The sequence below is a fragment of the Flavobacterium sp. AK-301 genome (genome assembly GCF_058310215.1).
On the sequence record NZ_JBZEES010000016.1, the window covers coordinates 1 to 16,574 of the forward strand.

Consider the following 16,574-nt stretch of genomic DNA (forward strand, 5'->3'; position numbering starts at 1 on the left):
CAACAACCAACAACCAACAACCAACAACCAACAACCAACAACCAACAACCAACAACCAACAACCAACAACCAACAACTATAACGGTTTCTCCCCTAAATTATAAATCTCCATAATTCCGGTTAAGATTTCATCTACATTGATATTCAGGTCAATTAATTTACCGGAATGGATATCAAAGACCCATCCGTGAATTTGAAGGTTGTTCTTTTTATAAGCTTTTTGTACATCAGCGGTTTTCATTAAGTTGATGCATTGTTCCAGTACATTCAGCTCTACTAAACGGTTGTATTTCAGGGATTCATCTTCAATGGCATTTAGTTCCTCCTTGTGCATTCTGTAAACATCTCTGATGTTACGTAACCACGGGTTTAGCAAGCCTAAGTCTTTTGCCTGCATGGCAGCTTTTACACCTCCGCAGAAATAATGCCCACATACTACAATATGATGTACTTCCAGATGATTGATTGCATAATTTAATACGGACATAAAATTCAGGTCGATACTGATGATCATATTGGCTAAATTTCTGTGAACAAAAACATCACCGGGTTCTACACCCATTAGATCTTCTGCCGTAACACGACTATCGGAACAACCAACGTATAGGATATCAGGGTTTTGACCTTTAGATAAATTTTTAAAATAGTCAGGATCGTAGGATAGTTTTTCCTGAATCCATTTTTCATTATTTTCAAATACTTTTTTCAATTCCATGTATGGAGAACTTTATATTAATGGTTGTTTTGGTTTGTTTTAAGATAATTGTGTATCATAAAACTGTCTGGTAAAAGTAATGAGAATAGTCGTATTATAAGGTTTGAAATGTTAATTTTTGTTTCTGATATGTTGTTTTTCTAATGAAAATTGGTCTGTTTTATTTTTGTTTCATCAAGATCAAATTGATGTTCCTGTTTTCGAAGTATCTCATAATCAAATAGATTTTCTCTTTGTAAGAGAGCTAATTCCTCTCTTTGTACAGCAATAAGTTTGATTAGAATTTTGTTATAAGTTTCAACTTCTTTTTTTTCAGTTTCGTTACATTCCAGTGACTGTAATTTTTCATCTGAAATAGAAATATCATTCTCCAGTTGTTTTTTTAGATTGCCAACTAGTTCATTTTCAGAAACTTCTTTTATATATTTAGTATCTAATAGTAATAAAGCTTTTTTCATCAAATGGAGTTTGATTGCAGTCTGTTGTTCTTCTTCGGGAATGAGATCATCAATTTCTCCAATTTTAATGAATCGGACAATCAAAGGAAGAGCTAGTCCCTGTAGTACTAATGTTATTAATATTACAATAAAAGTAATAAAGAGAATAAGGTTGCGTTGAGGAAATATATCACCATTACTCAAAGTTATTGGTATAGATAATGCCGAAGCTAATGATACAACACCACGCATTCCCGCCCAGCTGATTACTAAAGCACCGCGCCATCCGGAAGGTTTTTCACTGCTTCGGATTCTTTTACTTAAAAAACGAGGCAGATAAACGGTAGGGAATACCCATATAAAACGAATGGCAATAGTAAGCAGACTGATCCAGACACCATATTTGATTGCTTCCGTAATAGAATATCCGTTAAGGTGGCTAATAATAATCGGTAGTTCAAGACCAATCAAGATAAAGATAAATCCATTTAGTATAAATATTACAGTAGACCAAACTCCGATAGTCTGGATTCGGGAGCTGTAAGTGAGTGTTTCATGAGATCTGAAAGACAAAAATAAACCACCGGTTACAACCGCCATTACCCCTGAAAAATGAAATTCTTCAGCAACAATATACATGATATAGGGTGTTATTAGCGTCAGTGTAGTATCAATATTTGGTGTTGTTGGTAAAAAACGATGAATTACATAAAAGATATGTCCGATAATAAGCCCGATGACAATTCCCATTCCTGCCATAATAAAAAAATCGCTGATGGCTTCCTGAAACACGAATTGTCCTGTAATTACTGCTGCTAAGGCAAAACGAAAGACAATTAAACTCGAAGCATCATTGATTAGACTTTCTCCTTCAAGTACCGTTAAAATTCTTTTAGGTACTTTTATTCCTTTGAGCACGGAAGTTGCCGCAACTGCATCCGGAGGAGAAATGATACCGCCCAGTAAGAATCCGAGCGCTAATGTAAAACCGGGAATCATAATACTGGAAGTATACGCAATGATTGAAGAAGTAAAGAATACGAGACCAAAAGCCAGTAGGCTTATGGGACGTTTCCATTTCCAGAATTCATGCCACGATGTATACCATGCTGCTTCATAAAGAATAGGAGGTAGGAAAATAAGAAATATTATTTCGGGATCTAAACTGATAACAGGAATCTGCGGGATCAGTCCGATTATTAAACCGCCCAAAACTAAAAAAATAGGATAGGAGATTTTAAGTTTTTGCCCTAGCATTACCAGCATCAAAACGGCAAAAAGTAAAGATATGATCAAAAGAATATCGTGGTGAAACATAAGTCTTCTATTTTTAATTTTTTATAAAATGAAATTAGAATTATGATTTTATGTTTTTGGGCTTTAACCCGTTTTATTCCTGATTATACAGTAAAAAAAGATTGTAATAAGCAACAAAGATAAGCCATGTTAAAAATATAAACTTATATTAGAATCTGTAATTAATAAAATTTTAAGATTGACTAAAAAAAGAACCACATTTAGTGGTTCTTTTTTACTGAATAACAGTATTAAAATTTATTTTCGACTTCTGCTGCCTGTAACATTAAGTAGTGTAGGTCTGTATTTTTTACAAAAGGCTTTAATAATTCGCTTCCCGGACCAAACATTGCCAGTTCAACATAATCTGCAGAGTGATCCATACTGATCCAGCCTACAGAATTTGTTTTTTGCTGCATATCGGCAAAAGCTTTAAAAGGCAGTTTTTTGTAGTTATATAAACCATCTTCTTTATGTAGACCGTCATAATAACCTGATACGACTTTAGCATCTTCATCTGTTATCGTATGACCGTTTGCATATTCAATTACCCCACGAATATCGGAGATTGAGGAGCTACTGCTGATCTTGTTTAAAATCCATTCATTCGTTTGTTTATAGTTCTGGATGCTGTCAAAGTTATCATTTGCATCTTTTCCATAAATAACTCCCGGATTCGCATTACCATGGTCCGTAGTTATAATAACCAGTGTTTCCCCATCTTTTTCTGCAAAATCAATAGCTACTTTTACTGCTTCATCAAAAGCTACCTGATCGTAGATCAGAGCGGCTATATCATTCGCATGAGCAGACCAGTCTACTTTTCCGCCTTCTATCTGTAGTACAAAACCTTTTTTATGGTCTTTCATTCTGTCAATAGCTTTCTGAGCCATTTCAGCAAGTGTCGGTATTTTTTCAGTTAATTCCCTACTATTTGTTCTGTCAATACTGTAAGGTACTGCATCGTTGTCAAAAACACCTAGAATGGGCTGGTCGTTTTTTAAGTTTAGCATTTCATTTCTGGTTTTGGCTACCTGATAATTTTTTGCTTTATAAGCCGCATAGAGATCTTTTTTGTCTTTTCTGACAGAACTGTCAAAGTTGTTATTTCCGCCACCCATCATTACATCAAGATTCAGTTCCAGATATTTTTCGGCAATACCGTCCTGTGCATTACGACTTTTACTGTTCACGCAGAAACCGGCAGGGGTTGCATGGGTAATTGCTACTGTAGTAACACAGCCTGCCATTTTACCTGCTTTTTTGAATTTCTGCCAGATCGGTAAATATTCTTCACCATTGACACCAATATTTAAAACACCATTTTTTACGCGGATTCCACTTCCCCAGGAGGAACTACCTGCAGATGAATCAGTAACAATCGAATTGGCAGAAGCAGTATCCATTAAAGCTCTTGAAACTCTGTTGTCTCTGTACAATTGTAACCAGTTACTTCCTTTTCCGGTCTTTCTGTTCAGATACAGATCAGCCATATTTAAAGTACCTGTACTCATACCATCGCTTACTAAAAAGATGATATTCTTAGCTTTTTTTCCTTTGCCGGAAGTTGTAATGTCTAAATTTTGCGCTGCACTACCAAAAGGAGAAATCAGTGTCGACCCTAAAGCAAATAATGATCCGTTTCGGAAAAATTTTCTTCTATCCATTTCTATTGTGTTATAGTTGAGTAAGATCACAAATATAGAGAAAACCTAATATTGAAAGGTTATGTAATTGTTGTTGTTTTTAGAAAAGGAAAGGTTATTGTTTATTGAAATTTATATCTCTCATTTCACAAAAAAATATTTTGTATAAAAGCCATGACTGTAAAATAATCATGGCTTTTTTAGTATTCAGTTTTCAGTCTCAGTATTTCAAAAACTATCAACTATCAATTGTCAATTAATATCATGCAGTTACTGCACTATCTAATTCAACGGGAATCTGATTTTTAAGTAAATCTTCAAAAGTTTCTCTTTCACGAATCAGATAGCCTTTTCCTTCATACCATAAAACTTCTGCTGGTTTGTATCTGGAATTATAGTTAGAAGCCATTGAAAAGCAATAAGCGCCCGCATTTCTAAAACAAAGTATATTACCTTCTGTAATTTCTGCAATTCTTCTGTTATTAGCAAAAGTATCCGTTTCACAGATATAACCTACCACAGAGTAGAAGCGTTCTTTTCCTTTCGGATTTGAAATATTTTCGATATAATGCTGAGAACCATATAACATTGGTCTTATCAGGTGGTTAAAACCAGAGTCAATTCCTGCAAAAACCGTTGAAGTGGTTTGTTTTACAACATTTACTTTAGCTAAAAAGAAACCTGCTTCACTTACCAGAAATTTTCCGGGTTCAAAAGCTAAAGTCAGTTCACGACCGTATTCTTTAGCGAAAGTATTGAATCGTTTTGATAATTTTCGTCCCAGTTCTTCCACATCGGTTTCAATATCTCCTTTGTGATAAGGAACTTTAAACCCACTTCCGAAGTCAATGAAATCTAACGTTTTAAAGTTTTTAGCCGTTTCAAACAGAATTTCTGCCGCATATAAGAAAACTTCAATATCCAATATATCAGAACCCGTATGCATATGAATACCATTAATATGCATCTGCGTATTTTCCACAATACGTAATACATGCGGCATCTGATGGATAGAAATACCAAATTTAGAATCGATATGTCCTACTGATATATTGGTGTTTCCTCCCGCCATTACATGCGGATTGATACGAATACAAACAGGAATTTCAGGATGTTTTGTCCCGAACTGCTCTAGAACAGATAAATTGTCAATATTAATCTGAACACCCATTTGTGCCACTTCTTCAATTTCCTCTAAAGAAACACCATTTGGAGTATAGATAATTCTTTCCGGTTCAAATCCGGCATGTATACCTAATTGAACTTCCTGGATAGAAACAGTATCTAATCCAGAACCCATTTGTTTCAGTAATTTCAGAATAGTTATATTAGATAAAGCTTTTGTAGCATAGTTAATTCTTAAATGATCTACCTTAGAAAAAGCATTGGTTAATCTTTTGTACTGTGATTGTATTTTTGAAGCATCATAAACATATAACGGGCTTCCAAACTCTTGTGCTAATTGTAATAATTCCTTAGGTTGCATAATTTAAATTTATTTTAAGCAAAAGTAGACTGCTTTTGACTGAAAAAAAAATTATAGTTATAAATAAATAAAAAACAAACAAAGTGTTGTATTTGTAACAATCGTAATAAGTCTGAAAGTCGTAGAGCGGGGGGAGGAGTATTCAGTTCTCAGTTTCAGTTTACAGTATTTAGTTGGGTTCAGAGGAGCAAAGTTGCAGAGGTTTAAAAGAGGTAGAGACTTTGAATATGTGTATGTCGGTCTCTGACCGAATTGATTTTTTCTTTCACAAAAACTATCAATTATCCACTGAGAGTCCACCCTGCCCTGCGGGCACCCCCTCCGGAGGAGGGGAAGTGGTATCGTTATCTCACAAAAACTATCAACTATCAATTAAAAACTATCAACTATTTCGGCAGGTCTCCGATTCCTTTTGTCGGTAGGGAAGTAGTTCCCATTAAATAAATATCTACTTCTCTGGCAGCTTCACGACCTTCAGATATTGCCCAGACGATTAAAGACTGTCCTCTTCTCATATCACCTGCGGTGAAAATATGAGGGATATTAGTCTGGTAATTTGTTGCCTGATAATTATTTCTGTTATCCAGTTTAATACCCAATTGCTCGCTTAGCGTTTTTTCCGGTCCTGTAAAGCCTAATGCAAGTAACGCAAGATCACACGACCATGTTTTTTCCGAACCCTCTTTTTCTATTAGTTCAGGTCTTTGTCCCGGAATCGTTTTCCATTCTACATCGACTGTTTTCAGACCGGTCAGTTCCCCTTTCTCATTAGACAGAAATTCTTTAGTATGGATCAGCCAGTTTCTGTCACAGCCTTCCTCATGTGAAGAAGAGGTTTTCAGTTGCAAAGGCCAAAGAGGCCACGGAGTGGTTTCACTTCGTCCAACAGGAGGTTTAGGCATGATCTCAAAATTAGTAACCGATTTAGCTCCCTGACGGTTTGATGTCCCTATACAATCCGAACCTGTATCTCCACCACCAATCACAATTACGTTTTTATCAGTTGCAGTAATCTGATTCGGAATGGTTTCCCCATATAGCACTTTTGTTTGTTGCGTCAGGAAGGTCATTGCCTGAACCACTCCTTTACTTTCAGCACCTTTAGTTGGTAAGCTTCTTTTTTCTGTAGCTCCGCCACACAGAACAATAGAATCAAAATTGTTTAACTGTTCTATGCTGTAATTAACCCCTACATTTACATTCGTTTTAAAAATAATACCTTCCGCTTCCAGTATTTTGACACGTCTGTCTATGATGCTTTTTTCCAGTTTAAAATTAGGAATACCATAACGCAGTAAACCACCGATTGCATTATCTCGTTCAAAAACAGTTACCGTATGTCCGGCGCGGTTTAATTGTTGTGCCGCAGCCAGACCGGCAGGACCGGAACCTATAACCGCTACCCTTTTACCGGTTCTTGTTTTTGGAGGTTGAGGTTTGATCCAGCCTTCAGCAAATCCCCTTTCAATAATACTTTTTTCAATATTTTCAATTGCCACAGGTTCCTGTATAATTCCTAGAACACATGATTTTTCACATGGAGCAGGGCATAAACGCCCTGTAAATTCGGGAAAATTATTGGTAGACTGTAAGATTGTTAAAGCCGCTTCCCATTCTTCCTGATGCACCATATCATTGAAATCGGGGATCAGATTTCCCAGCGGACAGGAGCTGTGGCAAAACGGAACGCCACAGTCCATGCATCTGGAACCTTGTTCTTTCAGAACTTCTTTTGGTAATGGAATTGTAAATTCATTATAATTAGATATACGCGTTACAACGGGTATATTACTTTCATCCATTCTTTTATATTCTCTAAAACCTCCTGTTTTGCCCATGATCTGTCTTTTTATGCTGTTAGTTTTTTGAGTTGTTTATTTTCTTCTGCTTTTTGTAATGCTTTTTTATAATCCACAGGCATTACTTTAATAAAGTCGTTCTGCATGGTATCCCATTCTTTAAGAATCTTTATTGCTAAAGGACTGTTAGTATAAACAGCATGATTTTTTATGAGTTGTTTCAGTTGTTTTAAATCTTCATTTTCCAAAGGCTCCGGATTCACCATTTCTCTATTACATAAACCATTCTCAAATTGTTTATTTTTGTCATACACATAAGCAATACCACCACTCATACCTGCGGCAAAATTTCTTCCTGTTTTTCCGAGAACAACGACAATTCCTCCTGTCATATATTCACACCCATGATCTCCAACACCTTCCACAACAGCAGTTGCTCCGGAGTTTCTGACTGCAAAACGCTCTCCTGCTATACCATTGATATAAGCTTCACCAGTAATGGCACCATAAAGAGCTACGTTACCAATAATGATATTTTCTTCCGGTCTGAACGTAGCAGTAGGAGGGACTTTGATAATTAATTTAGCTCCCGAAAGTCCTTTCCCTACATAATCATTACAGTTCCCTTCAATTTTAAAAGAAAGCCCATTAGTTGCAAAAGCACCAAAGCTTTGTCCGGCAGAACCTTTAAAATCAACTAATATAGTGTCTTCCGGTAATCCCTGAGCCCCATATATTTTTGATATTTCATTACTCAGAATAGCACCAACAGATCGATCCGTATTTTTAATAGGGAAAGTCACCCTTGTTTTTTCTTTTCGGTATATAGACGGAATAGCAGCTTTTATAATATCAAAATCAAGTACGTTGTCTAGAGCATGATCCTGAGAAACGGTGTTATGATTTGCCGATTCTTTTGCTTTTTCCGGTTTATATAAAATAGCAGATAAGTCCAGTCCGTTCGCTTTATGGTGTCTGATTGCTTTATTAACATTTAGTTTTTGAGATTGTCCCACCATTTCTTTTAAAGTTCTGAATCCCAATTGTGCCATTATTTCTCTTAATTCTTCCGCAACGAAATACATAAAGTTAATTACATGTTCCGGTGTCCCTTTAAAGTTTTTTCTTAGTTCAGGATCCTGCGTAGCAATACCTACCGGACAGGTGTTTAAATGACATGCTCTCATCATAATGCAACCTGAGGCTACTAGTGGAGCTGTTGCAAAGCCAAATTCTTCGGCTCCCAGCAGTGCAGCAATAGCAACATCACGTCCCGTTTTTAACTGACCGTCACATTCCAGAACAACACGTTCTCTGAGATTATTTAAGATAAGAGTCTGCTGTGCTTCCGCTAGTCCCAGTTCCCATGGAATTCCCGTATGTTGTACTGATGTTAATGAAGCAGCACCCGTTCCCCCGTCATATCCTGAGATTAGTATAACATCCGCTTTCGCTTTTGCAACACCTGCAGCAATTGTTCCCACACCCACTTCCGAAACTAGTTTTACATTGATTCGGGCTTCACGATTGGCATTTTTCAAATCAAAGATCAGTTGTGATAAATCTTCGATAGAATAAATATCATGATGCGGAGGAGGGGAGATCAATCCTACATAAGGAGTTGAGTTTCGGGTAGCCGCAATCCAGGGTACCACTTTTTCAGCCGGTAATTGTCCACCTTCTCCCGGTTTTGCCCCTTGTGCCATTTTTATCTGAATCTCTTTTGCATTACTCAGATAATTGATGGATACGCCAAATCTTCCGGAAGCAACCTGTTTTATCGCACTGTTTTTAGAATCGCCATTCAGATCTTTCTGGAATCGTTTCTGATCCTCTCCACCTTCTCCCGAATTACTTTTTCCGCCTATTCTGTTCATCGCAATAGCCAGATTCTCGTGAGCTTCCTGACTGATTGATCCATAAGACATAGCGCCTGTTTTAAATCGTTTCACGATTTCGGTCCAGGATTCCACCTCATTAATGTCAATAGGATCCAGATTATTAAATTCAAATAAGCCTCTGATCGTCATCAGGCTCTTACTCTGATTATTGATTGCTTCTGAATATTCTTTATAGCTTTCCGGACTGTTTAATCGGACAGCCTGCTGTAATTTAGAAATCGTAATCGGATTAAACATATGTTTTTCACCATTTCGTCTCCATCTGTATACACCTCCCGTTTCCAGAGGCAGAATAGTAGCAATTTTAGAATTGACAAAGGCTTTTTGATGTCTTTTTTTGATGTCTTTCTCTATTTCTATTAATCCGATTCCTTCAATTCTCGAAGGCGTATAAGGGAAATATTTAGAAGTAAAAGTTTTGTTTAATCCTATTATTTCAAAAATCTGAGCAGATCGGTAGGAATGTAAGGTAGATATACCGATTTTATTCATGATTTTTAAAATTCCTTTTGCGATTGCTTTATTGTAATTTTTAATAGCATAACCCGTCTTTATACCCGTAATAAACCCTTGTTTGATCTGATTATGGATGATTTCATTTACCATATACGGATTAATCGCACTTGCTCCGTAACCAAATAACAGAGCGAAATGGTGCGGTTCACGTGGTTCTGCGGATTCTATGACGATTCCGAATTTTGAACGGGCTTTTAAAATACTCAGAGAATGGTGGATATAAGAACAAGCCAGCAACATAGGAATCGGAGCCATTTTTTTATTCACCCCCCTGTCAGAAAGGATTACAATATTACAATCTTCCGAAACCGCTTTAAAAACTGTTTCCACACATTTTTCCAGTGCACGTTCTAAACCGTTAACTCCTTTTTTTATCGGATATAAAGTTGATATAGTTACAGCTTTGAAATCAGGATGATTTATATTTTTTATTTTATCCAGATCTTCATTTGAAATAACAGGGTTCTGAATTTTTAATTTCTTACAATGTTTTGGTTCAATATCAAAAATATTAAAATCCCCGCCAATCGCTAAACTGGTATCTGTAATGATTTCTTCACGGATACCGTCCAACGGAGGATTAGTAACCTGAGCAAATAACTGTTTAAAATAATTATACAATAATTGAGGCTGATCGGATAGAACAGCAAGAGGCGTATCATTACCCATAGAACCCAGAGCTTCCGTTCCTTTTTCTCCCATCGGGCTGATAATGGTTTTAAGATCCTCAGCAGTGTAACCGAATAAACGTTGTCGGGTTTCAAAATCCAGTATTTCTTCCGGCAGAGCATAATCTGTATACGGGATTTGTGCCAACTGTAACAGATTGTCATCAAGCCATTGCTGATAAGGACGTTTAGTAACAATACTGTTTTTTATTTCTTCATCCTCAATGATACGTCCTTCGTTCATATCTACCAGAAACATTTTTCCCGGTTCCAAACGACCATGCTGAATCACATCTTCCGGTTGAATGTCAAGGACACCGATTTCCGAAGACATAATTACCAGTCCACTTTTTGTAAGCGTATAGCGAGAAGGGCGCAGACCGTTTCTGTCCAGTAAAGCACCGATAATATTACCGTCTGTAAATGGAATAGAAGCAGGACCGTCCCACGGTTCCATAATACAAGAGTTATATTCATAGAAAGCTTTCTTTTCATCGGACATAGTCTGATGTTTTTCCCAAGATTCAGGAACAACCATCATCATTGCTTCAGGTAAAGAACGACCAGTCATCAGCAATAATTCAATAACCATATCCATTGAAGCCGAATCTGATTTTCCTTCTAATATGATAGGAAATAATTTTTTAATGTCATCCCCAAAAATATCACTTTCCATTAGTTCCTCTCTGGAACGCATTCTGCTGATGTTTCCGCGTAGTGTATTGATCTCACCATTATGACACATATAACGGAACGGTTGTGCCAGTTCCCAAGAAGGAAAAGTATTAGTAGAAAAACGCTGATGTACCAGAGCAAGTCTGGTTACCAGATCTGTACAGGATAAATCCGTATAATATCTGCTAATGTCTTCCGGCATTAGTAAACCTTTGTAAATTATAGTAGTAGTAGACAGACTTGAAAAATAAAACATATGGCTTTCTGACGTTTTAGAACCTCTAACAGTATGTTCCGCTATTTTTCTTGCTGCATATAACTTAGCGTTGAATTGCTGTTCAGTCAGTTCAATACCGTTCTTACTGATAAAAACCTGTAAAATAATCGGTTCTTTTTCAGTGGCGATTTCTCCTAAATTAGAAGAATCAACCGGAACAGTTCTCCATCCCAAAATTTTTAATTTCTGCTCCTGTACCGCTTTTTCAAACGTAGTTTTACAAAAAGTAAGCTGATTTTTTCTTTTTGGCATAAATACCATTCCTACCGCGTATTCTCCCGATTCAGGGATTTCAAAGTCACATACTTTTTTAAAAAAAGCATGAGGAATATCAAATAAGATTCCGGCTCCGTCTCCGGTTCTTCCATCCGCACTTACAGCTCCCCGATGTTCCAGTTTTATTAAAATATCAAGAGCTTTGTGAATAATATCATTTGATTTAACTCCGTTTAAATCGCATATAAATCCTGCACCACAATTGTCGTGTTCAAATTCTGGTAAATAAAGTCCTTGTTTTTTAATTTTCATTTCTTAATAGTTTTATACAAAAATAATATATACTTAAATAGGTTAAATAAAAAACATTATTTTAAGTATATTTTTATTTATATTTGCGTTTAAGGTGTTTTGAAATGAAGTAATATTAAAAAAAACGATTTTAAATGATAAATTGGTAATTAAAGAAGCTTTAATAGAAAATAAATGGCTGAGTATAACCCACCTCGCTCTCCGCTCCTCCGTTATGAACTATCAATTACAAATTATCAACTATGATCTATGATCGGAAATCTAAATAAGTAAAAAGAATGAGTTTTTTAGCAAAATTAACGATTGACAATAAAGCCTATACAATATTAGATTATGATATTGAATTTAAACAAAAAGTAGATCTTACGGAGTTTCCGATTAGTCTACCGAGCGGAAGAATACAACTTACTGTAGAAAGCACCGGAGATGCTCGTTTTATGAAATGGATGATTTCTACTTCAGATACCAAAGATGGAACGGTTACTTTTTTTAAACGTGATGGAATGAGTACACTAAAAGAAATACGGTTTGAAAAAGCGTATTGCGTAGGTCATTCTGAAAAATTCAGAGCAACCGGAGGAGAATCTATGCAGGAAACCATTACTATTTCATGCATGAAAATAGAGGACGGTAGCGGTATTTATAAAAGTCCTGCTTATGAAGAAACAGAATACAGCACACCCTATACTTTTGTTCCTGCCGAACCAAAAGAACCGGACGAAGTTGCAGAAATAAAAATGATAAGCTCCCTTGATGATGGTTCCGCAAACGATGGCAGTGGCTCAATACAAGGCGGACTGATACATGGTTTAAATTATGTACTGGAAGCAGTAAAGTTCAAAAACAACAATATTCCCGAGGATATGTACAGTATACAATGGGAAGTAGGTTATACTAAAACCAATACCGAAGATGATTCTTTGACAGAAATTGTAATCGAAAAGATGGACCAGAGAGGAGAAAAGATTATTTTTAAGGCTGATAATTTAGAACTATGCGGTCGTTCGATTACTTTTTATGCGTATATCCAAAATAAAGAACAAGGCGCGACATTAGAAGTGTTTCATCATAATAGATTTAGATGGTTTGACGCACAAACGGTTCATCAAGAAGCTGAAGAACGCGCTATAAACCCTTGGAAGATAGAACAAGAAAGCTCTTCTTTATGCGGAATGGCAGCTCTTTATTATATTCTAGCTCAAAAAGATGCTAAAGGATATGAAAAACTAACCAAAGAATTATTTAGAACCGGAATCTATACGTATAATGGATATACAATCCAACCTCATAAGCAGGCCCTAGAGATGTATAACATGAATCCTGTTAGTCTTGATTATAAAAGATTAAATATGCCTTATTCAGATTGGATTGTATTAGCAACTACCCGAAGTAAAGAAAGCAGTTTTTTTGGTGCTTTAATTTACAAAGGAATAGAAGGTGGAAGTTACGATCAATTAAAGGCAGTAAGTTGGCCAAGATTAATGACACGATTAACAAAAGAACTTACAGGATATAGTACTGTAAATGCAGTCGGTTTAAATGAGTTTTTAATACAACAAAAAAAGAGACCTTTGGGAGGTAGAATATATGATGCATTATCTAATAGTGATTTAGAACATTTACAAGATATGGAAAGAAAGTTTCAGGAAGGTAAAAAAATTATGATAATGATAGATGCGCAGATGATAAAAGGAATAACCAGTTATAACTATAAAGATATTACTAATGAATCGCATTGGGTCGTTTATGAAGGCGGATTGAAATTCTTTGATGCAGATAAACAGATTACTGCTGATTTAAATAAAGGAGAAGAAGTTTCTTTTGAAATTTACACTTGGGGCTATGATCCGGAAACAGGATTAAATAGTAGAAGAGAAAAAGCTAGTAGCAAACATAAATTAATTATTGAACAAAAAAGAATTAGCGTTAACTCATTTAAAAGTACTTTTTATGGATATATTGAAGCGTATTAGTTTGTTATTATTTATAAGTTTAATAGTGGTATCATGTGATAATGCTAATTATCCTTTTATAGCTATTTACGACTGGGAAGATCAACCACTTCCTGAAAAAGGAAAAATAGAAGTTTATAAAAAAGGTAGTAATTTTAAAAAATTACTACGGGAAGACGAAGTAGAGAGGTTTGATTATAAAGATGCGGTTCAGGGGTATAAACATAGAAAAACAGACGAAATTTATATTTATTCTCCAAGAAGTGACAGATTTAAAAAAGATAATGACTATAGAATAATTTTAGATGACTCTATCGTTTTTGAAATATCAGAGATTAAAATAAGAAAAAATGAAAAGGGTAGATATAGGATAGAGTCATTGAAAGTTAATAATCAGTACATTAATCGTCCGGAATATTTCCAGTTTTCCAATAATACAAGACAGATTGTAATTCAGAGACATTAACTCATTAAAAAGCACTTTTTATGGATATATTAAAGCGTATTAGTTTAGTGTTTTTTATTAGCCCATTCTTTACATTTTGTAATAACCCTAGTTATCCTTTTATGGCTATTTACGATTGGGAAGGTAAACCACTTCCTGAAAAAGGAAAAATAGAAGTTTATAGAAAAGGAAGTAATTTTAAAAAATTACTCCGAGAAGAGGAAGTTGATGGTTTTAGTTATGAAGGAGAATATAGAGAAATGGACGAAATTTATGTTTTTTCTCCAAGAAGTAACAGATTCAGAACAGATAATGATTATAGAATAATTTTAGGCGATTCTATCGTTTTTGAAATATCAGAAATTAAAACAGGAAAAAATGCTAAAGGTGAGTATCTAGAATCAATAAAAGTTAATAATCAGTTTGTTGTTCAACCGGAATACTTTCGATTTTCTAATAATACAAGACGGATTATAATACAGAAACATTAACTCATTTAAAAGTACTTTTTATGGATATATTGAAGCGTATTAGCATCGTTTTATTTTGTCTTTTGATTTTTGGTCGTGAAAAAAATATAGCTTTAGTCAAAGAAATAGGATTGATTTTGACCAATGGGATAGCGAATCTCTTCCTGAAAATGTAATAGTAGAAATGTATGCAAAAAAACTCTTATTACAAATTATCAACTAAAGTCCACTCCGCTTTGCGAACCCCTCCGGAGGAGGGAAAACCGTATCGTCATCTCACATTTTACAAAAAACATTTCACAGATTACATTCACAAAAACTATCAATTGTCAATTGTCAACTATCAACTAAAAGTTTCCTTTTTAATCCGGGTAGTATTATAAGTTCAAAAAAGATTAGGCTTTATCAGGGAAGTTTGTTATTTTTGTACCACTTTTTTAATAAAGATAAACTCATCATATAATTATGAATTTACACGAATATCAAGGGAAAGAAATATTAGCGAGTCATGGTGTAAGAGTACAACGTGGTCTTATCGCAGATACTCCGGCTGAAGCAGTAGAAGCTGCTAAAAAATTAACAGAACAAACTGGAACGCAATGGTATGTTGTTAAAGCTCAGGTTCATGCAGGTGGACGCGGTAAAGGTGGTGGAGTTAAACTTGCCAAAAACTTACAACAAGTAGAAGAGATTTCCGGACAAATTATCGGAATGAATTTAGTAACTCCGCAAACATCAGCCGCAGGTAAAAAAGTACATACTGTATTTATTGGTGAAGATGTTTACTATCCGGGAGAAAGTGAAACTTCAGAATTTTATGTTTCTGTTTTACTAAACAGAGCAAAAGGACGTAATATGATTATGTATTCTACCGAAGGTGGAATGGATATTGAAGAAGTTGCTGAAAAAACGCCTCATTTAATCTTTACAGAAGAAATTGATCCGGCTGTTGGTTTACAACCTTTTCAGGCAAGAAAGATCGCTTTTAATTTAGGTCTTTCAGGAAATGCATTCAAAGAAATGGTTCAGTTTATCGCTTCATTATACGCTGCATATATTCAGAGTGATGCTTCAATGTTTGAAATTAATCCTGTACTAAAAACATCAGACAATAAAATTTTAGCAGTAGACGCTAAAGTGGCTTTAGATGATAATGCTTTATACAGACAAAAAACATACGAAGCAATGCGTGATATCCGTGAGGAGAATCCAATTGAAGTAGAAGCAAAAGAAGCAGGTCTTAACTATGTAGATCTTGACGGAACTGTAGGATGTATGGTTAACGGTGCCGGTTTAGCAATGGCAACTATGGATTTAATTAAATATGCAGGTTTTGAACCGGCTAACTTCCTTGACGTAGGAGGTACTGCTGATGCAAAACGTGTAGAAACCGCTTTCCGTATTATCTTAAAAGATCCTAACGTAAAAGCTATTCTAATTAATATTTTTGGAGGTATCGTTCGTTGTGACCGTGTTGCACAAGGTGTTGTTGATGCTTACAAAAACATGGGTGATGCAATTAAAGTGCCTATCATCGTACGTTTACAAGGAACAAATGCTGAATTAGCAAAAGAATTAATTGATAATTCAGGTATGCCGATTCTATCAGCAGTTCAATTCCAAGAAGCAGCTGACCAAGTACAGAAAGCTTTAAAATAAATCTCAAGATTTTTGTTTAATTCTGAAAAAGAATAATTCAGATTAATAGAAATAAAGTTAAAATCAGTAGCAGACCATTTGTCTGTTACTGATTTTTTTTTACC

At 35.4% G+C, this 16,574-nt stretch carries 10 protein-coding genes; 4 read left to right on the forward strand and 6 right to left on the reverse strand.

Going from position 1 to position 16,574, the window contains the following annotated elements; genetic code table 11:
• Window positions 1–76: 76 nt before the first annotated feature.
• The 6 genes from AC4FQX_RS14360 to gltB all read right to left on the reverse strand — a co-directional run bounded on the left by AC4FQX_RS14360 (window position 77) and on the right by gltB (window position 11,944).
• Window positions 77–715, reverse strand: a complete 639-nt coding sequence (locus AC4FQX_RS14360; RefSeq protein WP_491168411.1) for a carbonic anhydrase — start codon at window positions 713–715, stop codon at window positions 77–79.
• Between the two features lie 140 nt (window positions 716–855).
• Window positions 856–2,469: a Na+/H+ antiporter gene (locus AC4FQX_RS14365; protein ID WP_491168412.1), complete on the reverse strand. Its 1,614-nt coding sequence runs from the start codon at window positions 2,467–2,469 to the stop codon at window positions 856–858.
• A gap of 230 nt (window positions 2,470–2,699) precedes the next feature.
• Window positions 2,700–4,115 (reverse strand): alkaline phosphatase, encoded by a 1,416-nt coding sequence (locus AC4FQX_RS14370; RefSeq protein WP_491168413.1) that lies wholly within the window; start codon window positions 4,113–4,115, stop codon window positions 2,700–2,702.
• 241 nt (window positions 4,116–4,356) lie between these two features.
• The gene (gene lysA / locus AC4FQX_RS14375; RefSeq protein WP_491168414.1) at window positions 4,357–5,580 is read right to left on the reverse strand and encodes a diaminopimelate decarboxylase; all 1,224 of its coding nucleotides are present in this window, start codon (window positions 5,578–5,580) and stop codon (window positions 4,357–4,359) included.
• A gap of 386 nt (window positions 5,581–5,966) precedes the next feature.
• Window positions 5,967–7,418, reverse strand: coding sequence for a glutamate synthase subunit beta (locus tag AC4FQX_RS14380; protein ID WP_491168415.1), 1,452 nt, complete (start codon window positions 7,416–7,418; stop codon window positions 5,967–5,969).
• An 11-nt stretch (window positions 7,419–7,429) separates the two neighbouring features.
• Complete coding sequence (gltB, locus tag AC4FQX_RS14385; RefSeq protein WP_491168416.1) at window positions 7,430–11,944, reverse strand: glutamate synthase large subunit; 4,515 nt, start codon at window positions 11,942–11,944, stop codon at window positions 7,430–7,432.
• A 278-nt stretch (window positions 11,945–12,222) separates the two neighbouring features.
• On the opposite strand from gltB, the gene tssD reads away from it, so the two are divergent.
• From tssD to sucC, 4 genes are all read left to right on the forward strand, one after another.
• Entirely contained in the window at window positions 12,223–13,917 is a 1,695-nt protein-coding gene (gene tssD / locus AC4FQX_RS14390) for a type VI secretion system tube protein TssD (protein ID WP_491168417.1), read from the forward strand.
• Entirely contained in the window at window positions 13,895–14,362 is a 468-nt protein-coding gene (locus AC4FQX_RS14395) for a hypothetical protein (protein ID WP_491168418.1), read from the forward strand. Before tssD ends, AC4FQX_RS14395 begins: the two co-directional genes overlap by 23 nt.
• Before the next feature lie 20 nt (window positions 14,363–14,382).
• Entirely contained in the window at window positions 14,383–14,832 is a 450-nt protein-coding gene (locus AC4FQX_RS14400; protein ID WP_491168419.1) for a hypothetical protein, read from the forward strand.
• A gap of 444 nt (window positions 14,833–15,276) precedes the next feature.
• Window positions 15,277–16,470: an ADP-forming succinate--CoA ligase subunit beta gene (sucC, locus tag AC4FQX_RS14405; RefSeq protein ID WP_491168420.1), complete on the forward strand. Its 1,194-nt coding sequence runs from the start codon at window positions 15,277–15,279 to the stop codon at window positions 16,468–16,470.
• Window positions 16,471–16,574 lie beyond the last annotated feature (104 nt).

Coding starts and splice junctions, on each gene's coding strand:
- AC4FQX_RS14360 (WP_491168411.1), bottom strand. CDS start 715: ATGGAATTGAAAAAAGTATTTGAAAATAATGAAAAATGGATTCAGGAA.
- AC4FQX_RS14365 (WP_491168412.1), bottom strand. CDS start 2,469: ATGTTTCACCACGATATTCTTTTGATCATATCTTTACTTTTTGCCGTT.
- AC4FQX_RS14370 (WP_491168413.1), bottom strand. CDS start 4,115: ATGGATAGAAGAAAATTTTTCCGAAACGGATCATTATTTGCTTTAGGG.
- lysA (WP_491168414.1), bottom strand. CDS start 5,580: ATGCAACCTAAGGAATTATTACAATTAGCACAAGAGTTTGGAAGCCCG.
- AC4FQX_RS14380 (WP_491168415.1), bottom strand. CDS start 7,418: ATGGGCAAAACAGGAGGTTTTAGAGAATATAAAAGAATGGATGAAAGT.
- gltB (WP_491168416.1), bottom strand. CDS start 11,944: ATGAAAATTAAAAAACAAGGACTTTATTTACCAGAATTTGAACACGAC.
- tssD (WP_491168417.1), top strand. CDS start 12,223: ATGAGTTTTTTAGCAAAATTAACGATTGACAATAAAGCCTATACAATA.
- AC4FQX_RS14395 (WP_491168418.1), top strand. CDS start 13,895: ATGGATATATTGAAGCGTATTAGTTTGTTATTATTTATAAGTTTAATA.
- AC4FQX_RS14400 (WP_491168419.1), top strand. CDS start 14,383: ATGGATATATTAAAGCGTATTAGTTTAGTGTTTTTTATTAGCCCATTC.
- sucC (WP_491168420.1), top strand. CDS start 15,277: ATGAATTTACACGAATATCAAGGGAAAGAAATATTAGCGAGTCATGGT.